Here is a 21,982-nt window from a genome sequence, read left to right on the forward strand (position 1 = left end):
ACCTTTATAGTATTTAAATTTAATCAAATTCCATTTGTCTATTTCATTTCTATTTTTTCAAATATTTTTCTAGATAATAATATTCCTATAAAACTAATAAGACAATTATATACTATCATAGAAAAATACATAAGAAATGTTCCTACTGGTGCTTTATAATTTAAAGAAACAACTACAGATATTATTATTCCAGGCAATATAACTATTATTAATAATATAAATTTTATTGTAGATTCAATAACTCTACTAATATTTCCTCCAACGATTCTTCGTAAAACTAAATCAACGTATATAAATATAGCTCCAAAACTTACATAAGTTAGTGTTGCTAACAATATAACTACTGGATTAGTTTTAAATATAATACCACAAATCAAAAATAGAACTAATCCATCTACAAAATTCTTAACATGATTAGCAAGAGTAGCATAGAAAATTTTAACTCCTGAGCTTTCTGGTATTAAGTATATATAAGGTTTAGAAAGTTCTTCTGACCATTTACCCTTAAAGGTAAATATTAATAACATATATATGGCAAAATACATAATTGTATTTATACCAGCATTTTTATTATTAGTAAAAAATCCAAAGGCTAAAGAGCTTGCTCCCATTATTAATGTCATTTTGTCCACAAAGAAAAATCCACTTCTCTTATACTCTAAAACTTGTCTTTCAAATATTATTTTCGCTCCTTGTGATTTTAAACCTCCAATAATATTTCTTCTTTTTATAGGTTTATTTAAATCTATATTCCCCTTACCCTTTTTAGCTTTCTCTAATTTTTTTTCACTAACTTCTGTAACCGATATAGCATCTTCATAGTAATCTGTTTTTAAAATATATACTATATATATTATAAAAATTATAGATAAAATCACACCCAATAAACTTATATAAAACGTAGTATTTATACCGTTTATAGCAGCCTTGAATACATTTATATTCCATCCTATAAATGGAATCTTACTAAAGATATCTGATGCTAAAAATGTTGTAAATGCGAATTTTATAGATTTAACTTTAAATAATGTCTGCATAAACCCTATGCCAACCAATGCCAATAATAAATTTATAATTTTTTTTATTAAAGTTCTATATTTATCTTTTTTAGCAGCTATGGAATAAATAAGCACAGCTATAGCTGAATAAGAAAGCATTAACATAAGTATACCTAGTATAACCGGTATAGCTCCATGCTTCTTTATAGGAAATAAATTATATAGATTAGGTATTTGGAACAAAAGGAATACTATAAGAACTAAACTTTTATATAATTCTTTTAAGAATCCATAAAGCAGTACTCTTTGTGGTGGTATAGGAGCTGTAAATAAAAAATTTACATCGCTTAATCTAAACAGACTCTTTCCTTTTTTAGTAGCGGTATTAGCAGCGCTATACACTGTATATAAAGTTGCTATAGTAACTATAGCATTGAAAAATTCTCTTCCGTTTTTTATCATTCTATTACTACTTGATTTTGGTGACAATAACATCAACACTAAAAGAGCTACAAAAAAAATATATAATATTATTTTACCTGGTTTGTTCTTTAGTTGTCTAAAATAATTCTTTACGCTTTTTCTAACTATGTAACTAAGTGATCCCATATTATCCCTCCGTTACTTCAAAGAATATTTGTTCTAATGATTCATTTTTATCTATTAATTCCTGCTTAGTTCTAGCAAAAACTATATTTCCTTCTTTCATTATTAATGCTTTGTCCCATATTTCTGATACACTATCTATTATATGAGTACTTATAATAACTGCAGCACCTTCTTGTTTTAGTTCTACAAAAACTTTCTTTAATTCCTTTATAGCTTTAGGATCTAACCCAACCATAGGTTCATCAAACAGTATAACCTTAGGATTGGTGATTAAAGCTGCACATATACTAACCTTTTGCTGCATACCTTTTGACAATTCTGCCCCTAGCTTATCTTTCTTATCCCATAGTTCAAATCTTTTTAACATATTTTCTAGTTTCTCTTTATAGTCCTTTATCTTATATGCGTTGGCCATATATTCAATATGCTCATAAACAGTTAGTAATTCATATAAAGCAGGTACTTCTGGTACATAAGCAAACTTAGATTTAGCCTCTAAACTTTTGTTATCTTTACCACAAATACTTATTTCTCCTTGAAATTTCAAAAGGCCTGCAATAGCTTTTATACTTGTACTTTTTCCCGCTCCATTCGGGCCTAAAAGTACTGCTATTTCACCTCCATTAACCTCAAAAGAAACATTATTTACCGCTTTAGATTTATTATAATTTTTGCTTAATCCCTTTACAATAATCATTGCTCTTCCCCCTGAAAATTATTTCTAATCTATACATATTAATTATAATACATTAAATGTATCTACCATGATTTATAATATTGTTATCATAAATCATAATAGTACTTATTGTTAAATATATTATAATTTTATTTAACCTGTCAAGTAACATACATAAATATATAAGTAAAATAATTCTACCTATAAAAACATAATAATATTTAATAATTGGTTAATATATAATACTATCTATTTATTTTTTATTATTTAAGATAAAAAAAGAGATATAATATTAAAAATATTATATCTCTTTGGAGGCGCCACCCAGATTTGAACTGGGGATAAAGGCTTTGCAGGCCTCTGCCTTACCACTTGGCTATAGCGCCAAAAATTATGGAGCGGAAGACGAGATTCGAACTCGCGACGTTCACCTTGGCAAGGTGACGCTCTACCACTGAGCCACTCCCGCATTCTGGTGGCTCGACCAGGAATCGAACCAGGGACACGAGGATTTTCAGTCCTCTGCTCTACCGACTGAGCTATCGAGCCATATGGCGACCCAGAAGGGGCTCGAACCCTCGACCTCCGGCGTGACAGGCCGGCACTCTAACCAACTGAGCCACTGGGCCGTATTTGGTGGGCACAACAGGGCTCGAACCTGTGACCCCCTGCTTGTAAGGCAGATGCTCTCCCAGCTGAGCTATGCGCCCACACCAATTACAACAATAATTATATTATAATTTAAAGCTAATGTCAACTAATATTAATATTATTTTCCATCATAATAATTTTTTAAAATGTTACTAATTTCATCATTGCTAAAAGTATAAGATTTATTGCAAAAATGACATTTTAATTCTTCTTGTTTATTTTCATCATATATTTCTCTTAGATCCTTCTTTCCTATACTTGCTAAAGCTCTTTCTACTTTTTCTCTTGAACAATCACATCTATACTCTGGTACCATACTTTCTAATATCTTTAAATCCATATCTTCAAATATATATTCTAATATTTCTTCTATAGTCATTCCTCTTGAAATCATTTCTGTAATTGAAGGTATTTCCTCTAATCTATAGCTTATTAAATCTGCTAACATTTCATCAGCATCAGGCATCATTTGTATTATAAATCCACCTGCTGACTTTATAGATAGATCCTTATCTACTAGTACTCCTAAACCAACTGCTGAAGGTGTTTGTTCTGATACTGTATAATAGTAAGCTAAATCTTCTCCTATTTCTCCAGTATATATAGGCACCTGCCCTATATATGGTTCTTTTAATCCCATATCTCTTATAACTAATAAATTTCCATTTTTCCCTATAATACCACTTACATCTAATTTCCCTTTGCTATTTTCTTCTATATCTGCCGATGGATTACCTATATAACCTTTAACATGAGCATCTGCATAGGATGTAACAACAACTCCTTTAGCCATTCCACCACCATGTATTTGCAAAGTCAAAGTATCTTTTTCTGATTTTAATGTACTTCCCATTAGCACACCTGCTGTAAGCATTCTTCCCAAAGCAGCAGCTGCTGTTGGAGCACAATCATGTAATTTTACTCCCTCATTAACTAACTCTGTTGTTATAGCTCCTATTATTCTTACCTGTCCGTCCTTAGCAATAGCCTTAACTAATTTATCTTTCATGTAAATTCACCTAACTTTCATAATTGTAACTTAAAACTATTTAGTTAATATATACACTATTCTTTGTGTTTTTTCTTCAATTTTCTTATCTTCGTAACTATCTGAAACTTTTAATATTTTAAATCCATTATTTATTATAACTTCTTCTATTTCCTCTTCTTTATAAGCTCTTTCTTTATGTTCTTCATCAAATCTTATATAATTATTTTCATCTTCTCTTATAAAGAATGTAATATCCATATTTGCAATATTATCTTTTATAGTATTTCTCCATACATATGTAATATCCTCATCATCATAACTAAAAAGATTATTTCCTAGAATATTTTTTAGTTTATAGTAAGAATTTATATCAAATATAAATAATCCATCCTCTTTTAAATGTTTATATACATTTTTAAATAGATTATTTAATGATTTTTTATCCAATATATAGTTTATACCATCTAAACAGCATGTTATTAAATTGAATGTTTTATTTAATTTTAAATCACATATATTTTGACACACTAATTTACCTTTTATATTTTCTTCTCTAAACTTATTTTCCGCTTCTGTTAACATATCATAAGAAATATCTACAGCCCATATATTCTTAAAGTGTGGTGCTATTTGTAATGTTAAGTTTCCAGTACCACAAGCTAGATCTAAATAATCCATCTTACTTACTTTAAATTCATCACATATGCTTGTTATAGCTTTAGCCCACTTTTCATAGTCTATATCCTCATTTATAAGTTCATCATATATATGGGCAAATTCTCTATAACAATCCATAACTAAAACTCTCCTTAACTTCATAAAAATATACTTACCTAATAAATATTATATATTTTTATTAGGTAAGTCAATAGATTACTATGTTTATTGCATGCTATTTTTAATTTCACTCATCATCAATATTTCTTCATTTTTAGGGAGTTTAAGTTCTTTTTTTCTCCTGGTCATTATCCCACCTATTCTTCCCGTTTCTTCTGATGTTAATCCACCCCATCCTAATTCATCTACTTTATCTTGTAATCCCAGTTCAGTGGCTATCTCATATTTCATTTTCTCTCTTAATTTTTCCTCTTTAGTAAGCTCCTTATTAGCTTTAAGTTTAGATTTTATTACCTTTTTTAAAGGAGTTTTTGTCATTATAAATCCCTCCATACAAATATTTTATTATTACTATTATTTGCCTGGCAGGGGGAATTTTATACTATCTTAAATTATAAATCTAAATTTCAACAGATTAGTTTATTAAAACATTTCACAAAAATATATAACCCCCTAATCTAAGAATATTAGGAGGTCTTAAAATTTATTATTACAATCTATGAAGTATTCTTAATAGAACAAATAGCATGCAACAAAATGATCCTTTTCTATTTCCTTAAATTTTGGAATCTCAGTTCTACAGAGGTCCTTAGCATATTTACATCTTTCTGCAAACTTGCAACCGGGTTTAGGGTTTATAGGACTTGGTACCTCTCCTTGAAGCGTGATTATTTCTCTTTGTTTTCCTTTATCAGGATCTGGAATAGGTATGGCAGATAATAAAGCTTTTGTATATGGATGAAGTGGATTTTCATATAGCTCTTGACTTTTGGATAATTCCACCAAATTGCCTAAATACATCACTCCTACTCTATCTGATATGTGGCGCACCATAGATAAATCATGAGCTATAAATAGATAAGTAAGCCCCAGCTTATTTTGAAGATCTATAAGTAAGTTTACAACTTGAGCTTGTATAGATACATCTAGGGCTGATATAGGCTCATCACACACTATAAATTTAGGCTCTATAGCCAAAGCTCTTGCTATTCCAATTCTCTGCCTCTGTCCACCTGAAAATTCATGGGGAAATCTAGAAGCATGCTCCTTATTTAATCCAACTAAACTCAATAACTCGTATATCTTATCTAATCTCTCTTTTCCCGTATAAATATTGTGAATATCTATTCCTTCTCCTACTATATCTGCAACTGTCATTCTTGGATTTAATGAAGCATATGGATCTTGAAAAATTATTTGTGCCTCTTTGGTGAATTCCCTTTTTTCTTTATTGTTTAGTTTATTAATATTTGTCCCTTTAAATTTAACTTCTCCATCTGTAGCTTCATATAATCCTAATATAGTTCTTCCACAAGTAGTTTTTCCACATCCTGATTCTCCAACTAAGCCTAATGTTTCACCTTTTTTTATGTCAAAACTTACCCCATCCACTGCTTTTAAAATAGCATTTTTTCCAACTTTAAAATACTTCTTTAAATTTCTTACTTCTATTAAGTTTTCACTTTCCATTATTTATCACCTCCAGATAAAAAAGAATTATTCATCTTCTGTGCCATAGGATGCTGTAACCAACATAAAACTTCATGAGTTTCTGTTAATTTTGTTAAATCTGGTATCTGTTCTTTACATATTTTCATGCAATACTCACATCTTGATGCAAAGGGACATCCTTTTGGCGGTTTAATTAAATCTGGCGGAGTTCCTTCTAAAGAATATAGTTCTCCTTTATGCTTTGTATCTAATCTTGGCACTGATTTAAGTAATGCTAAAGTGTATGGATGCTTTGGTTCACAAAATATTTCATTTGTAGTTCCTCTTTCCACAATTTTACCTGCATACATAACTTGTATTCTATGAGCCACATTAGCAACTACTCCCAAGTCATGAGTTATCATTATAACTGCTGTATTCATTTTTTGTTGCAGATCTTTTATAAGCTCCATTATCTGTGCTTGAATGGTTACATCCAATGCCGTAGTGGGCTCATCTGCTATAAGTATTTTAGGATCACAAGCCAAAGCTATTGCTATCATAACTCTTTGTCTCATACCACCTGAAAACTCATAGGGATATTGGTTAATCCTTTTTTCAGCATTAGGTATATTAACTAATTTCAATATATTAACAACTTCCTTCAAAGCATCTGATTTACTTATTTTTTTATGGATAATCAAACTTTCCGCTATTTGATTTCCAATTTTCATGGTAGGATTAAGAGAAGTCATGGGATCTTGGAATATCATACTTATATCAGCTCCTCTTAATTCTCTTAACTCTTTTTCTTTCATATCCAATATATTTTTACCATTAAAAATTATTTCTGATCCTTTTTTAATTTCTCCTGGTGGTTCTTGTATTAATCTCATTATGGATTTAGCTGTTACAGTTTTTCCACATCCTGATTCTCCAACTATAGCAAGAGTTTCTCCTTTATTAATATAGAAGTTTACATTTCTAACAGATTGTACTTCTCCTGCATAAGTATGATAAGAAACTCTTAAGTTCTTTACTTCTAAAACTCTTTCCACAATATCCCCTCCCTTATTGACGCATTTTAGGATCAAGAGCATCCCTTAAACCATCACCAAGCAAATTAAATGATAACATAGTCAAACTTATGAATAAAGCAGGAAAAAACAGCTGATAAGCATAAAACATTAAATTGGGCTGTGCAGTTGCTGCCAAAGAACCCCAACTAGTATTTGGTGATTGTATACCTAATCCTATAAAACTTAAAAAAGCTTCTCCAAATATAAATGATGGAACATCTAAAGTAATATTAACAATTAATATTCCCATAATATTAGGTAGTAAATGTTTCTTTATTATTCTTGAAGGCTTAGCACCAAGTGCTTTAGCTGCTAATACATACTCTTGCTCTCTTATTTGCAAAACTTGTCCCCTTACTATTCTAGCCATTCCACACCAGCCAGTTATAGTCATAGCTATTATTAAAGATATAACACCTTTTCCTAATATAAGAGAAATTATAATAACAACTATTAAATATGGAACGCTTAACAATATTTCTACTATTCTCATCATTGCATCATCAACTATTCCACCAAAATAACCAGATATTCCACCATATATGACTCCAATTGTAATTTCTATAATAGTTCCTAAAATTCCTATTATTATAGAAACTCTCCCCCCCTTCCAAACTCTAGAAAATAGATCTCTACCTAAAGAATCTGTTCCAAACCAATGATTAGAGTTTGGAGCCATGTTTACACTATTAGAATCTGTAACCCAATATTTATGTGGCGTTAAATATGGTCCTATTACTGTCATTAAAGTTATTAGTATAAGTAATATTAGCGAAGCCATTGCTACCTTATTTTTCTTTAATCTTCTCCATGAATCCTGCCAATAGGTTATATTAGGTCTATTCATCTGATTAAATTCATCTTTATTTATTCCTATTACTTGAAATTTATCCTTGCTTATTTCAGACATTTTCCTACCTCCCTATTATTTTGAATTTGTAAGTCTAATTCTTGGATCTATAATTCCATATAGTATATCTACAACTAACAATGAGAATATATAGATAGCAGCCATAAATACAGTAAGCCCCATGATCATAGAATAGTCCATATTATTCACAGCTCCTACAAAGGAATTCCCTAATCCTGGTATACCAAATATACTTTCAATAACAAATGAACCTGTTAAGATGGTGGCTATTTGAGGTCCTAATATAGTTATGCTAGGAAGAATAGAATTTCTTATTACATGTTTTCTAACTAAAGAAAATTTTGATACTCCTTTTGCTTTTGCAGTTAATATATAATCTTGTCCTAGAACATCCAAACACTCATTCCTCATATATCTTGCATATATAGCTAAAGGACTGAGACTTAAAGCTATTGTAGGCAATATAGTATACTTTAAGCTACCCCACCCAGTAGTTGGTAATATCATGAATTTTACTGTAAATATATACTGAAGTAGCGCTGCAAAAACAAAGCTTGGTATAGAAACACCAAGTAATGCTAAAAACATTACAATATAATCTGGCCACTTATTCCTTTTAAATGCTGCAACTGTACCCAATATTATTCCTAATAAAAAACCTACAACTACTGCTTGAACACCTATTTGTGACGATGCTGGCAATCCATCTTCTATAACCGTATTTACACTTCTTCCTGCAAAAGCTAAAGAATCCCCTAAATCCCCTTTTAATAAATTTTTCATATATATACTATATTGTGTTGTTAATGGTTTATCCAATCCATATTTAGCATAATAATTAGCTCTTATTTGTGGTGGCAATCTTTTAGCACTAGACGCTAGCGGATCTCCTGGTATGGTATGCATTAATACAAAAGTGATAGTTATTACTATCCATAAAGTAACTAACATATATGCTAATCTCTTTAAGATATATTTAAACATCTTTATTCCTCCTAAACATATTTTCATATAAACTACAACAGCAGAGCCATTAAAAGCATCTGCTGCAATAGTTAGATTATTACTTTCTACCTTCAGTATAGGCATATTTAATATCATATAAGGATCCAAATTGAGAAATCATTATTCCCTTCACATAATTTCTTTCATAAACATTTCTAGCTCTATATACTACTGGTGCTATTACCGTATCTTTATATAACAATATATCTTCAGCTTCTTTGAACAACTTCATTCTTTCTTCATTTTTTTCTTCTGGCAATGATGCTGCTTTCTTTATTAACTCATCATATTTAGGATTTGACCAATTAGTCGGAACTATATTAGCCCCTGTCATCCATAAATCAAAATCTGTCATTGGATCATTATAATCACCTGACCAAGCCATACCAGATATTTCATATTGCCCATTATTCATTCTCTTCATATATACTGGCCATTGAGTATATTCTATTTTGACTTTTATCCCCAAGGCTTTTTGATACATTTCTTGATAAAACTCAGATATTTCTTTTTGTTTATCTCCTGTTGATGCTGCTAAATAGGTTATTGTTACTTTACTTGGATCTGGATCCATTCCTAATTCTTTTAATCCTTCAACTAAAAGTTTCTTTGGATCTTTATTTTCGTCTTTCAATTTTTTCACCGGTTCTTCTCCAGCTTCTTTTCTATACTCTTTATCCCCTATTTGTAGTGAAGGAGGTACAAAGCCATATGCTGGTGTAAAATCATTTTTAAATAAAGTCTTAGAAATCTCTTCTCTATTAACAGCTAAAGAAAATGCTTTTCTAACCTTATTATTACTAAACAATTTTATCTTTTGATTGTAAAACTCATAATTTGTTGATGGATCAACAATTTTTTTAACTTGGAAATTGCCAGTTTTCCCAAGTTTATCTTTCCACTCAGGTTGTTGAACATTAGCAAAATCTACTCCTCCATTTAGAAGCTCTTGCATTGCAGATGCTTGATTATTTATAATTTTCATATGAACATTATTCAATTTAACAGATTTAGCATCCCAATATTTTTCATTTTTAACTAACTCTATCTTATTCCCATGTACCCATTCTTTTATTTTGAAAGGTCCAGAGAATATCATATTAGAAGCCTCAGTTCCAAATTTCTCCCCATGTTTTTCAACTATATCTTTTCTTTGTGGCATCATAACCTTAAAATATGTAGTTTTTAAAAAGTATGCACAAGGACCCTTTAAAGTTATTTCTAAAGTTTTATCATCTAATGCTTTTACTCCAACATCCTCGGCTTTTGCTTTTCCCCCATTATATTCATTAGCATTTTTTATTGGAGATAATAAATATGCATATTGTGATGCAGTTTTAGGATCTAGAGTTCTCTTTATACCATACTCATAATCCTTTGCAGTAACTTTCTTTCCATCAGACCACTCATAATCTCTTAAATGAAAAGTCCATTTAAGTCCATCTTTAGAAACATCCCACTTTTCTGCTCCTGCTGGTTTAACAACATCCTTACCTTTGTCATCCACTTCAATTCTTGTTAACCCCTCATTAATTTCAGAAATTACCTGTGAAGAATATAAGTCTTCTGATTTAGATGGATCTAAATTTTTAGGTTCTTCCTGCAAAACCATATTTAGATATTGTTCCTTATCTGCACCTTTTCCACCTGATGCACTTTTTTTTCCTCCACAGCCTACTAATGCTACTGATGCTAAAAGCATACATGATACTAGCGTTGATACTAATCTTTTGCTTTTCAATTAAAACCCTCCTTTTCATTGATTATATTTTCATTAAAAACATATAAACATTAAAATAATTTGAATATTTATGTGTTTTTATAAAATATATATATAATTTTTTATTAAACACACTTTTAGATATTTTCTTAAAATTCAATAAATTGCATTGAATTATATATTTGAATTATATTATCATGTTTATTTTTTGATGTCAATGTATAATAATTCAAATTATATATGATATTTACACCTATATATCAATCATATACTTATAATTATGCTTATATAGTGTATTTTAAAAATCTTCAGTTAATTGCATGTTTACATTTACATATGTTTAAATTGGTGTAATTTTTATCAAATATTAAAGATAAATTCACTAATAAACTTTTATTGATTTTCATATAGTAAAATACTATATATTTTTTATGTAATCAGTTATATAATATTATTAACTACAATATTAATGATTGTTTAATATTCATTTGGGAGGTTATATTATGAATTACAATGTAGCAGTAGTAGGAGCTACTGGAATGGTAGGAAGGAAATTCATGGAAATTTTAGAGAGTAGAAACTTTCCTATAGAAAATATTTACTTTTTTGCGTCTAAAAAATCCGCAGGAAAGATATTACAATTTAAAAATGCTGAAGTGTCAGTTGAGGAACTAAAAGAAGATAATATAAAAAATAAAAAAATAGACTTTGCTCTATTCTCTGCTGGTGGAGATACTAGTAAAGACTTTGCACCTGTTTTTGTTAAATATGGGGCTACAGTAATTGATAATAGCAGTGCTTGGAGAATGGATCCTGAAGTTCCTTTAGTTGTTCCAGAAGTAAATCCTGAAGATATAAAATGGAATAAAGGTATAATTGCAAATCCAAATTGTTCAACTATACAAGCTTTAGTGGCCTTAAAACCACTTCATGATAAATATAAAATTAAAAGAATAGTATACTCAACTTATCAAGCTGTATCTGGAGCTGGACTTAGTGGTTTTAATGATCTTAAAAATGGTTACTCTGGAGAAACTCCAAAGAAATTTCCTTATGCTATTGCAGGAAATATATTACCACACATAGATGTATTTTTAGAAAATGGATACACAAAAGAAGAAATGAAAATGATTAATGAAACTAAAAAAATGCTTCATGATGATAGTTTAAAAATAACAGCCACTACTGCTAGAGTTCCTGTTTTTCATGGACATAGTGAAAGTATAAATGTAGAGCTTGAAAAACCTTTTGAATTAGATGATATATTTGAAATGTATAAGAATTTTCAAGGTATCGTTCTTACAGATGATGTTGAAAATTTAGTTTATCCTATGCCTGTTGATGTAGCTGGTCACGATGAAGTATATGTAGGAAGAATAAGAAGAGACTTTAGTGTAGACAACGGCTTAAATTTATGGGTAGTAGCAGATAATATTAGAAAAGGTGCTGCTTTAAACGCAATTCAAATAGCTGAGCATATAATAAAAAGTAAGTAAGTAAAATTTAGGAGGTATTTTTATGAGCATTTTTAAAGGTTGTGGAGTGGCTATAATAACTCCTTTCACTGAAACAGGAATAGATTTTGACAAACTTTCTGATCTAATAGAATGGCACATAAAATCTAAAACCGATGCTATAGTAGTTTGTGGAACTACAGGTGAAGCAACCACTATGACAGAAACAGAAAAAAAGGAAACCATAAAATTTGTAGTAGATAAAGTAAATAAGAGAATACCTGTTATAGCTGGTACAGGCAGTAACAATACTTCAGCTGCCATAGCCATGAGCCAATGGGCAGAGAGCATAGGCATAGATGGGTTACTAGTAATAACCCCATATTATAATAAAACAACTCAAAAAGGATTAATTAAGCATTTTAAAGCGGTTTCTAATGCTGTTAATACTCCTATAATCATATACAACGTGCCTGGAAGAACAGGTCTTAATATAACTCCTAGTACGTTGAATAAACTATGTGATGATAAAAACATAGTAGCTGTAAAAGAAGCTAGTGGCAATATAAGCCAAATAGCTAAAATTGAAGCTTTATGTGGTGATAGATTAGATATATATTCTGGTAATGATGATCAAATAATTCCTATATTATCCCTTGGAGGAATAGGTGTCATTTCTGTATTAGCTAATATAATTCCAGAAGATGTTCACAATATGTGTGAATTATATTTAAATGGAAAAGTTAATGAGGCTTTAAAAATTCAATTAGACTCTTTAGCTCTTACTAATTCTTTATTTATAGAAACAAACCCTATACCAGTAAAAACAGCAATGAATCTTATGGACATGAAGGTTGGCAATTTAAGACTTCCTTTATGTGAAATGGATGAAATTAATTTAGAAATATTGAAAAAAGAATTAAAAGATTATAAACTAATTTAATGTAAAGTGTAGAGTTATATCTCTACACTTTATTATTAAAATATCTAATAAAATAAATTTATATTATAATTTCAAAGGAGGACTTTCAATGGTAAGAGTTATATTAAATGGTTGTAATGGTAAAATGGGTAAAGTTATATGCAATCTATCAAAAAATTATTCTAATTTAGAAATTGTAGCAGGAATAGATAAAGGTGAAGCAACCTCTTCTTTCCCTGTTTTTACTGATATAGATAAATGTGATGTAGAAGCTGATGTTATAGTAGATTTTTCAAGACCTGACGCATTAAGTGGTTTACTAAACTTTGCATCCTTAAAAAATATGCCTATTATAATATGCACTACAGGCTTTTCTGATGAACAAATAAAACTTATAGAAGATACTTCTAAAAAAGTACCTATTTTTAGATCTGCTAATATGTCTATAGGTATTAATATAGTAAATAATATACTAAAAAATATAAGTGCTTTTATGTATAAAAACTTTGATATAGAAATAATAGAAAAACATCATAATCAAAAAGTAGACGCCCCAAGCGGAACTGCTATCCTTCTAGGAGACACTATAAGAGATTCTATAAAAGAAGATACCAAATATACTTACGGAAGAGAAGGAAGCTCTAAAAGAATTCACGATGAAATAGGTATGCATGCTATAAGAGGTGGTACTATAGTTGGTGAACATGATGTTATATTCGCTGGTTCTGGGGAAACCATAGAAATTAAACACACAGCTTTATCTAGAGAAGTATTTGCTACAGGTGCATTAAACGCTTGCTTATTTATGAAAGGTAAAGAATCTGGATTATACAACATGGATGATGTAATACAGGCAGCTTTATAGTAATATTTTAATAAAATTAAGACGTAACAAACTTTAAAGTCTGTTACGTCTTAATTTTATTATATAGTGATTTTGTTTAGCCATGCTTCCATTCTGTTTAATCCTTCATTTAACTCTTCCATACTGTAAGCATAAGATATTCTAATATGTCCTTCTCCCATTTCTCCAAATGCTGATCCTGGCACGATAGCAACTTTAGCTTCCTTCAAAAGTCTCTCGCAAAATTCCTCACTTTTCATATTGTATTTTTTTATGCAAGGAAATATATAAAATGCTCCCATTGGAAGATAAGTGTCTATTCCCATATATTTTAATCTATTATATATAAAATCTCTTCTTTTTATAAACTCCTCTTTCATGTGAACCACATCTTCCATACAATGTTTCAGTCCTGCATATGCTCCCCATTGACATATGGATGGTGCACAAGACACATTATATTGATGTACCTTTATTATAGAATTTATAAATTCATCTTTTGCACAAACATAACCTATTCTAAGACCTGTCATAGAAAACATTTTTGAAAATCCACTAACTAGTATGATCTTATCCTTTATATCCTCATATTGAGCTATAGAATAATATTTTTTCTCAAAACATAAGGAACTATATATCTCATCACTTATTACTACAATATTATTTTCTTTTATTATTTTATATAATTCATCCCTTTCTTCTTTAGAAAGTATGGCTCCTGTAGGATTAGAAGGATATGATAATACCATAACCTTAGGATGTTCCTTCTTTATAATATCTTGTAAAACTGAAAAATCTATAGAGAAGTTATCCTTCAATTTATAGTTTAATATTTCTCCACCTAATAATTTTACACAACTTTCATAAGCTGGATAAGCTGGTGATGGTATCAAGACCTTATCCCCTTCATTTAACAATGCAGAAAATACACACATTAATCCCTCACTGCCACCTACAGTTATACATATTTCTTCTGAATCATAATTAATATTCATAGTTTTAAGATATTTTTCTATCTCTAATCTTAATTCTTTTAATCCAGCATTAGAAGTATATGTTGTTTTATCTTCTTCTATAGATTTTATCAATTGGTCTTTTATTTTCCTTGGCACCTTAAAATCTGGCTGGCCTAATGTCAAAGAAATAACATCATCATAATTTGAAACCTTATTAAAAAATCTTCTTATACCTGAGATTTCTATATTCTGAACTTTTTTAGAAATAATTGTTTGATTTTTTATATAATCCATTAAATAATCACCACCTTTATTTTTACTTATTATACTATTATTTTACCTTGTATTAAATCCCCCCTTTATTTAAATATCAATATTTATTATAATAGTGTTATTATAAAATAAGGAGGAACTAAAATGAGTTATAATTTAACAGATCCATATGAAATAGCCAGATACATAAAAGAAGCAAAAAAATCAACTCCTATAAAGGCCTACATAGAAGGAGATCTTTCAAACTGTGATTTCACACACATAGAAAAATTTAATAGCAATGATCTATATATATTATTTGGCGAATCAGAGGAAATATTAACCATAATAGAAGAAAACAAAGATAAAATAAAAACTTGTAGAATAGAACAAGATAGAAGAAAATCTGCAATTCCTTTACTTGATATGCTTAAAGTAAATGCTAGAATAGAACCAGGTGCCATAATCAGAGATAAAGTTGTAATAGGTGAAAATGCTGTTATTATGATGGGTGCTGTTATAAATATAGGTGCTGAAATAGGTGAAGGATCTATGGTTGATATGAACGCTGTAGTTGGTGCTAGAGGCAAGCTTGGTAAAAATGTACACCTTGGAGCTGGTTCTGTAGTAGCTGGCGTTTTAGAACCACCTAGTAGCGATCCTTGCACTATTGAAGATAATGTTCTTATAGGAGCAAACTCTGTTATATTAGAAGGTGTAAAAATTGGTAAAGGTTCTGTAGTAGCAGCTGGTTCTGTAGTTACTATGGATGTACCAGAAAATGTAGTTGTAGCAGGAACTCCAGCTAAAATAATAAAAGAAGTAGATGTAAAAACTAAAGATAAAACTAAACTTTTAGACGATTTAAGAAAATAACTTTATATTTTAGTTTAAAAAAGTATGTACAACTTTTAATGTTGTACATACTTTCTTTTATGCATGTTTTTCTTTTATATTCTCCATAAAATTCTTATCTTCATAACTTTCTTCATAATCATTATCTGTTACTTGTTCATCTCCAACTCTCTCCATTTTTGATATAGAAACTTCATAAGCTACTTTAGTAATAGTCTTTTCTTCTGATATTCTCTTTTGATAATATCTACTTTGCAATCTTCCCCATACTCTTATATTATCTCCAACTTCTAAGCTCTTACAGAATCTAGCATTTCTTCCCCATGCTATATTAGGAATATAATCTGACTTATTATAAGGTCTGTTTACCGCTATCAATAAATCAGCAATTTCCCTCCCAAAAGGAGTTGTCCTATATATAGGTTCTTTACATATATATCCATCTAAGAATATTTCATTAGGATTTTTACTTCTTTCTATACAATAATCTATGTTTCTAGCAAATACTGTTAATATGAGTCGATTACTTCCATCTACAAATTTATTATAAGACCTTAGTTGTCCATCTACTGTAATATCCATACCTACTTTTAGTTCCATATCTGATATTAATCTTTCAGATACAGTTACATTCAATATGTCTGATACATCACTTAGTCTTGCAACTTCCATTTTAAAATTATAAAATCCTTCTCCGTACATTTCGTGGCTGAACTCTAACTCCTCAACCACTGTTCCCTCTAAATAAATTTTATTGTTTAACATTAAATTGTCCATCATAACCCCTCTTTCCCTTAGTTTCAATTCATTCATACAACATATACTTATTATTTATATATCTAAAATATTCCATAAAATTAAAATTTATTTGCTGAATTAATTATTTTTTTCTCTATATTAGAAATATGTTCTCCTTGTATTAGTACAATAGTTATAATAACCATATATGCATAAAGATAGCTCTCATCTCTATAATAAATATTTAATGGTATTTCTTGTGGTTCTATTATATTTTTATTACATGTGTTTATATATCTTTGAACACAGTAAACAATTCCTATACTTTCTTGTTCCAAACTAGACAAAGTTATAGTATTTTTATTTCCTAATCCATAAGTTACAACTATACCTTTTATGTCTATATTTTTATTTTTGAACAAATCCATATTTATAAAACAATATTCACATTCTATTGAATTACATTTAAAATCAATATCTCTATCTATTACTATATATTGACTATTAGTTATAGAATTTTCACTTGATAAATCCAAATTTAAATTTAATATTCTTATCATATTATGAACATGCTCTACGAAATTTTTATTTTCTGAATATATACATATTTTTTTCATTACACACACTCCTGAAGAAAATAACTATTTTTAGTTATTTTCTTCAGTTTACAATATTTTATTCTCATGTAATTTTATTATTTATTTATCATAATTTTATATCTTTTGTATATAAATCACCTTCTTTAGTAAAATATTACACCTATACTACATTTTCTATATTTTTTTAGATATTCCTTCATTTTATAGTTCAAACTTTAATTCTTTTTTTGAACTCCTGCTGAATCTATATAATAATTATCCTTATATATCAAATCTCCTATCTTAACAAATTCAAATCCATCTTCCTTTAGTTCTTTGATTATTCTTGGTAAATTATCTGGAGTATATTTAGCTGTATTATGGAAAAGCAATATGGAACCAGGTTTAGTTTTTTTCATAATTCTTTTATATTCTAAATCAGCTCCTTGTTCTTTCCAATCAATGCTGTCTACATCCCATTGAACACAATATAATCCCATTTCATTTATTGTATCCACTGCTGTGTCATTATAATCTCCTCCTGGGAATCTAAATAATTTGGTACCCTGTCCAGTTATTTTTCTTATATTAGCATCATTTATATTAACATCCTTTATTATTTTTTCCTTAGATATTCTACTCATATTAGGATGACTATGAGAATGATTTCCTATTTCATGACCTTTATCATAAATTTCTTTTACCTTGTCTGGATTTTGTTCTATCCAATCTCCTACTAAAAAAAATGTACTCTTAATACTATTTTTATCTAATATATCTAAAATTTTATCTATATTTTCATCTCCTCTACTTACATCAAAAGTGAGAGATATTTTATTTTCTTTTGTATCAACTCTATATATTGGCACTTTTTTTCTAATATCTAAGGAAACTTTTTCTCCTCTTCCATTGATAAAAACAGATAAACTTATAGCTAGTACCAAAAGTAATAAAGAAAATACAATTCTCTTTTTAAATTTATCCTTCATTTTCTTCCTCCATACTAAATATTTCCTCATGCTTATTTATATAAAATATATATTTTTATATGCATTAAATAATTATTTTTATTTATTAAAGTAATTAATATTTAATTTTTATGATATAATTATATATAAATTATTTTAACTAAACTTTGGGGAGGAAATTTGATGTTTGATGATGCTTTAGAATTAGCTGAAAATAAGTTGCTGATTCTTTATGTATTTAATAGATTAGACCTTTCTATCTCTAATAATAAAATAACCGAAATTATACTACAAAATAATCTAATTAATTATTTTACTTTGCAGCAATATTTATCAGAACTTATGTCTTCTGGTTTTATTAAAAATACAGATCAGCATAAAGTAATAATAACTGAAAAAGGTAAAAAGGTTCTTTCAATGTTTATAGATAGAATTAATGAAGATAAAATAGAATCTATAAATAATTATCTAGATTCTAGATTAAATTCAATAAAAAAAGAAGTTAATATCATGGCTGATTACACTTTAGAAAATAAAGATACATTCCTAGTAAGTTTAAAAGCCTCTGAAAATAACTTCTTACTAATGGATATAAAACTATCTGTGAATTCAAATAAAGAAGCAAAAGAAATCTGCTCTAATTGGAAAGAGAATTCTAATGCAATGTATACAAAAATATTAAATGTTTTAACAACAAATGAGAGTTAACATTATAACACTAAAATACCTGTAGGTTCTCCACCTATAGGTATAGATTCTTTGTTATTAGTTCTCATGTTTATTCTTAAAAATAAATTCTTATAGTTATCTCCTACATAGATATTATTTTTTATTTTACACACTCCTCTTGGCATACCACCAACAATTATATCTTTTATTTTTTCATAATAATTTATATCAATTAAACTAAGGGTGCCATCTCCAAAATTTGAAACTACACAAAACTTCTCATCAATACACATATCAACGGGTGAGTTGCCTACAGGAATCCTATATAAAAGCTTATAGTTCTTTCTAGATATTATACTTATACTCCCTTTATAATCAGATCCTAGATTACTTTCACATACTAATATATATTTGCCATCTACCGTAAAAACAGCTTTTGTTGGGTAAGATCCAACTCTTATATTTTTTACCCTATTTTCTCCCTTACAATCTATTAATGTTATATTATCCGTACCCATATTGGATATCATTAATATTTCGTTTTGTTTATCAATAACTATGCTATGTGGTAAATCTCCACAAGGTATTTGTTTTATAACCTTCTTTTTACTCATGTCGAACACAGTTACGTTATTTAAATCACCACAAATAACATAGGCTTTATCTCTATATGCAACTACATCATTACAATGCATTCCTATAAAATAATTTTCAACTTCTCTCCCTAGCTTTCCATCTACTATAGATAAAGAATTACTATAACTATTAGCTACTAATAATTTATCATTATATGAACATATACCATGAGGCCCTATTCTATCTGACATTTCGTTATTTAGGGTTATCTTGTTTTCTTCCTTAAAATTTTCTATAGAAACTTTAGAAATGCAATCTGTAGATGTATTGCATACATAAACATACCTCATTTTATCACCCCTCGCTTTATAATATAATATGTGAAAAATAACTAATTTGGTGATAAATCTTTTGCATTGAGTAATAAAGTTTTATATTATATAATTATATGTAAGTTATTTAACATTTTGATTAAAAGGAGGACTAAATATGTACACTTATTCACCTAGTGGTGTCTGTTCAAAAAAAATAACTTTTGATATTATAGATAATAAAGTTGTAAAAGTTGACTTTTTAGGCGGATGTGATGGTAATCTTAAGGGATTATCAAATTTAATAGAAGGTATGGATATTGATGATGCTATAGAAAGATTAAAAGGTATCACTTGTGGTTCTAAAAGCACTTCTTGTCCTGATCAACTATCTAAAGCTCTACAGGAAGCAAAACAAAAATAAGGAAAGGCTACTAAAGCACTTTCCCTATCTTATTAATTTTCTCATATCTCCTACCATATATAATGATCCAGAAATTAAAATCATGTCACCATTTTCACTATAATATTTTGCTTTATCATAGCATTCTTTATAACTCTTAAAATATTCACAATTTTTATTATATTTATCCACAATGTGCATTAATTCTTCTGAACTTTCCCCTCTATCATTGTGAGGAGTTACTGTTAATACCCTATGTGCTAATGGTGTTAATATTTTTATCATGTCTTCTACTTGTTTGTCTTTTAGTATGCCTAATATTAAAATAAGTTTGTTGTATGTAAAATACTTATCCACATTATTTTTTAAACTTTCAATACCACCTATATTGTGTGCTCCATCTATTACTGTTAGAGGATTTTTACTTATTATTTCTAGCCTAGCTGGCCATTTTACTTTTTTAAGAGCAACTATTATATGTGATTTTTCTATATTTACTCCTAATCTTATTAATTCTTCCAAAGCCAATATAACTGTAGCACAATTTTTTATTTGATGTTCTCCTAATAAAGATAAACATATATCATAAAAATTTTCTCTAGTTTGTAATTTAAAACTTTGATATTCTCTATTTTTTTCTATGTCATCTATTTTTAAATTTGTTATGTTATTCTCTACTTTTATAAGGTTACATTTTTTTTCTTTACACACTTCTTCTATAATTTTTTCTGCTTCTTTATTTTGGGGATACATTATAACAGGGGCATTTTTTATTATTCCTGCTTTTTCATAAGCTATCTTTCCTAAAGTATCACCTAAAATTTTCATATGATCATAACTTATAGAAGTTATGATACTTAAAATAGGATTTAATACATTAGTAGAATCTAATTTTCCACCCAATCCCACTTCTATTACTGCAAAATCTACTTTTTTTACACAAAAATAATAAAACATTGCAACTGTTATGATTTCAAACTCTGTTGGATTTTCATATCCCATATTTTCTACTTGTTCTACTACACTAGATACTTTAGTTATAATATGACTTAAATCATCCTTACATATATTGTTACCGTTTATTTGTATCCTTTCTTCAAACTCTTCTATATATGGTGAAGTATACATTCCAACAGTGTATCCTGATTCTTTTAATACCTCTACAATCATTGCAGTAGTGGACCCTTTTCCATTTGTACCTGCTATATGTATACATTTTAAAGTCTTATGAGGATTTCCCAAAAGCTCTAAAAGCTTTTCTGTTCTCTCTAACCCTAAATTACTACCAAATTTAGCTTTTGATTGTATATATTCTCTAGCCTCTTTATAATTCATATAATCACTTCCTATGTATATATGTTTCTTTAAAATTTATTTATGATTTATAGCTTTCCCTTTTCATAATAAAAATTATAATTGATTTTATTAATTATTAATAGAGTATTAACAAGGAAATTTATGTATTATTTTTAATATACCTTATATAATAAATACAGGAGAGCTACAAAGTAACTTTCCTGTATTGCTACTATTTTATATTATATTTATAATTTAATATGAAACTTATTAATAAAATTTAAAGATAGTA

The 21,982-nt window shown here is 28.5% G+C and carries 22 protein-coding genes and 5 tRNA genes; 6 read left to right on the forward strand and 21 right to left on the reverse strand.

All coding sequences use genetic code 11. From position 1 onward, the window contains the following. Positions 1–38 precede the first annotated feature (38 nt). The 15 genes from NGI68_RS07975 to NGI68_RS08045 all read right to left on the reverse strand — a co-directional run bounded on the left by NGI68_RS07975 (position 39) and on the right by NGI68_RS08045 (position 10,889). Positions 39–1,607 carry a putative ABC exporter domain-containing protein gene (locus NGI68_RS07975; RefSeq protein ID WP_251860951.1) on the reverse strand — a complete coding sequence of 523 codons (1,569 nt, stop codon included), beginning with the start codon at positions 1,605–1,607 and terminating at the stop codon, positions 39–41. A gap of 1 nt (position 1,608) precedes the next feature. Further along, positions 1,609–2,304, reverse strand: a complete 696-nt coding sequence (locus NGI68_RS07980) for an ABC transporter ATP-binding protein (protein WP_251860952.1) — start codon at positions 2,302–2,304, stop codon at positions 1,609–1,611. A 291-nt stretch (positions 2,305–2,595) separates the two neighbouring features. Further along, positions 2,596–2,669 (reverse strand) — tRNA-Cys (locus tag NGI68_RS07985). An 8-nt stretch (positions 2,670–2,677) separates the two neighbouring features. Continuing rightward, positions 2,678–2,752 (reverse strand) — tRNA-Gly (locus tag NGI68_RS07990). A gap of 4 nt (positions 2,753–2,756) precedes the next feature. After that, positions 2,757–2,832, reverse strand: a tRNA-Phe gene (locus NGI68_RS07995). Between the two features lie 3 nt (positions 2,833–2,835). After that, positions 2,836–2,912 (reverse strand) — tRNA-Asp (locus tag NGI68_RS08000). 5 nt (positions 2,913–2,917) lie between these two features. Then, positions 2,918–2,993 (reverse strand) — tRNA-Val (locus tag NGI68_RS08005). 59 nt (positions 2,994–3,052) lie between these two features. After that, positions 3,053–3,943: an Hsp33 family molecular chaperone HslO gene (hslO, locus tag NGI68_RS08010; protein ID WP_251860953.1), complete on the reverse strand. Its 891-nt coding sequence runs from the start codon at positions 3,941–3,943 to the stop codon at positions 3,053–3,055. A gap of 36 nt (positions 3,944–3,979) precedes the next feature. Further along, the gene (locus NGI68_RS08015) at positions 3,980–4,720 is read right to left on the reverse strand and encodes a class I SAM-dependent DNA methyltransferase (protein WP_251860954.1); all 741 of its coding nucleotides are present in this window, start codon (positions 4,718–4,720) and stop codon (positions 3,980–3,982) included. Between the two features lie 87 nt (positions 4,721–4,807). Continuing rightward, entirely contained in the window at positions 4,808–5,080 is a 273-nt protein-coding gene (locus tag NGI68_RS08020) for an alpha/beta-type small acid-soluble spore protein (RefSeq protein ID WP_251860955.1), read from the reverse strand. Positions 5,081–5,272: 192 nt separating this feature from the next. Then, entirely contained in the window at positions 5,273–6,232 is a 960-nt protein-coding gene (locus NGI68_RS08025; protein WP_251860956.1) for an ABC transporter ATP-binding protein, read from the reverse strand. Then, the gene (locus NGI68_RS08030) at positions 6,232–7,251 is read right to left on the reverse strand and encodes an ABC transporter ATP-binding protein (protein WP_251860957.1); all 1,020 of its coding nucleotides are present in this window, start codon (positions 7,249–7,251) and stop codon (positions 6,232–6,234) included. The genes NGI68_RS08025 and NGI68_RS08030 overlap by 1 nt, the downstream gene beginning before the upstream one ends. A 13-nt stretch (positions 7,252–7,264) precedes the next feature. Further along, on the reverse strand, positions 7,265–8,182 hold the full coding sequence (locus NGI68_RS08035) for an ABC transporter permease (protein WP_251860958.1): 918 nt from the start codon (positions 8,180–8,182) through the stop codon (positions 7,265–7,267). Positions 8,183–8,197: 15 nt separating this feature from the next. Beyond that, positions 8,198–9,127 (reverse strand): ABC transporter permease, encoded by a 930-nt coding sequence (locus NGI68_RS08040; RefSeq protein ID WP_251861123.1) that lies wholly within the window; start codon positions 9,125–9,127, stop codon positions 8,198–8,200. 79 nt (positions 9,128–9,206) lie between these two features. After that, positions 9,207–10,889 (reverse strand): peptide ABC transporter substrate-binding protein, encoded by a 1,683-nt coding sequence (locus NGI68_RS08045; RefSeq protein ID WP_251860959.1) that lies wholly within the window; start codon positions 10,887–10,889, stop codon positions 9,207–9,209. Between the two features lie 482 nt (positions 10,890–11,371). Between NGI68_RS08045 and NGI68_RS08050 the strand changes: the two genes are divergently transcribed. The 3 genes from NGI68_RS08050 to dapB all read left to right on the forward strand — a co-directional run bounded on the left by NGI68_RS08050 (position 11,372) and on the right by dapB (position 14,109). Then, on the forward strand, positions 11,372–12,364 hold the full coding sequence (locus NGI68_RS08050; protein ID WP_251860960.1) for an aspartate-semialdehyde dehydrogenase: 993 nt from the start codon (positions 11,372–11,374) through the stop codon (positions 12,362–12,364). A gap of 22 nt (positions 12,365–12,386) precedes the next feature. Beyond that, positions 12,387–13,265 (forward strand): 4-hydroxy-tetrahydrodipicolinate synthase, encoded by an 879-nt coding sequence (dapA, locus tag NGI68_RS08055; protein ID WP_251860961.1) that lies wholly within the window; start codon positions 12,387–12,389, stop codon positions 13,263–13,265. An 88-nt stretch (positions 13,266–13,353) separates the two neighbouring features. Further along, positions 13,354–14,109 (forward strand): 4-hydroxy-tetrahydrodipicolinate reductase, encoded by a 756-nt coding sequence (gene dapB / locus NGI68_RS08060; protein WP_251860962.1) that lies wholly within the window; start codon positions 13,354–13,356, stop codon positions 14,107–14,109. Between the two features lie 59 nt (positions 14,110–14,168). Here dapB and NGI68_RS08065 read toward each other — a convergent pair whose 3' ends face one another. Next, the gene (locus NGI68_RS08065) at positions 14,169–15,338 is read right to left on the reverse strand and encodes a pyridoxal phosphate-dependent aminotransferase (RefSeq protein ID WP_251860963.1); all 1,170 of its coding nucleotides are present in this window, start codon (positions 15,336–15,338) and stop codon (positions 14,169–14,171) included. Positions 15,339–15,461: 123 nt separating this feature from the next. Here NGI68_RS08065 and dapD point away from each other — a divergent pair, with 123 nt between their 5' ends. Next, entirely contained in the window at positions 15,462–16,172 is a 711-nt protein-coding gene (gene dapD / locus NGI68_RS08070; protein WP_251860964.1) for a 2,3,4,5-tetrahydropyridine-2,6-dicarboxylate N-acetyltransferase, read from the forward strand. A 57-nt stretch (positions 16,173–16,229) separates the two neighbouring features. On the opposite strand, the gene NGI68_RS08075 is transcribed toward dapD, so the two are convergent. From NGI68_RS08075 to pdaB, 3 genes are all read right to left on the reverse strand, one after another. Continuing rightward, positions 16,230–16,931, reverse strand: coding sequence for a single-stranded DNA-binding protein (locus tag NGI68_RS08075; protein WP_251861124.1), 702 nt, complete (start codon positions 16,929–16,931; stop codon positions 16,230–16,232). 77 nt (positions 16,932–17,008) lie between these two features. Further along, the gene (locus NGI68_RS08080; RefSeq protein WP_251860965.1) at positions 17,009–17,506 is read right to left on the reverse strand and encodes a hypothetical protein; all 498 of its coding nucleotides are present in this window, start codon (positions 17,504–17,506) and stop codon (positions 17,009–17,011) included. 197 nt (positions 17,507–17,703) lie between these two features. After that, positions 17,704–18,456, reverse strand: coding sequence for a polysaccharide deacetylase family sporulation protein PdaB (gene pdaB, locus NGI68_RS08085; protein ID WP_251860966.1), 753 nt, complete (start codon positions 18,454–18,456; stop codon positions 17,704–17,706). Between the two features lie 162 nt (positions 18,457–18,618). On the opposite strand from pdaB, the gene NGI68_RS08090 reads away from it, so the two are divergent. Further along, a complete protein-coding gene (locus NGI68_RS08090) occupies positions 18,619–19,143 on the forward strand; it encodes a DUF4364 family protein (protein ID WP_251860967.1) in 525 nt (174 codons plus the stop codon). Positions 19,144–19,145: 2 nt separating this feature from the next. On the opposite strand, the gene NGI68_RS08095 is transcribed toward NGI68_RS08090, so the two are convergent. Continuing rightward, complete coding sequence (locus NGI68_RS08095; protein ID WP_251860968.1) at positions 19,146–20,030, reverse strand: YncE family protein; 885 nt, start codon at positions 20,028–20,030, stop codon at positions 19,146–19,148. Between the two features lie 139 nt (positions 20,031–20,169). Here NGI68_RS08095 and NGI68_RS08100 point away from each other — a divergent pair, with 139 nt between their 5' ends. Beyond that, entirely contained in the window at positions 20,170–20,415 is a 246-nt protein-coding gene (locus NGI68_RS08100; RefSeq protein ID WP_251860969.1) for a TIGR03905 family TSCPD domain-containing protein, read from the forward strand. Between the two features lie 24 nt (positions 20,416–20,439). Here NGI68_RS08100 and NGI68_RS08105 read toward each other — a convergent pair whose 3' ends face one another. Beyond that, positions 20,440–21,729, reverse strand: coding sequence for a bifunctional folylpolyglutamate synthase/dihydrofolate synthase (locus tag NGI68_RS08105; protein WP_251860970.1), 1,290 nt, complete (start codon positions 21,727–21,729; stop codon positions 20,440–20,442). Between the last annotated feature and the right edge of the window lie 253 nt (positions 21,730–21,982).

Origin of the sequence: Clostridium sp. Marseille-Q2269 (assembly GCF_943736985.1) — a bacterium.
In the GTDB taxonomy this organism is placed as follows: Bacteria; Bacillota; Clostridia; order Clostridiales; family Clostridiaceae; genus Clostridium_F.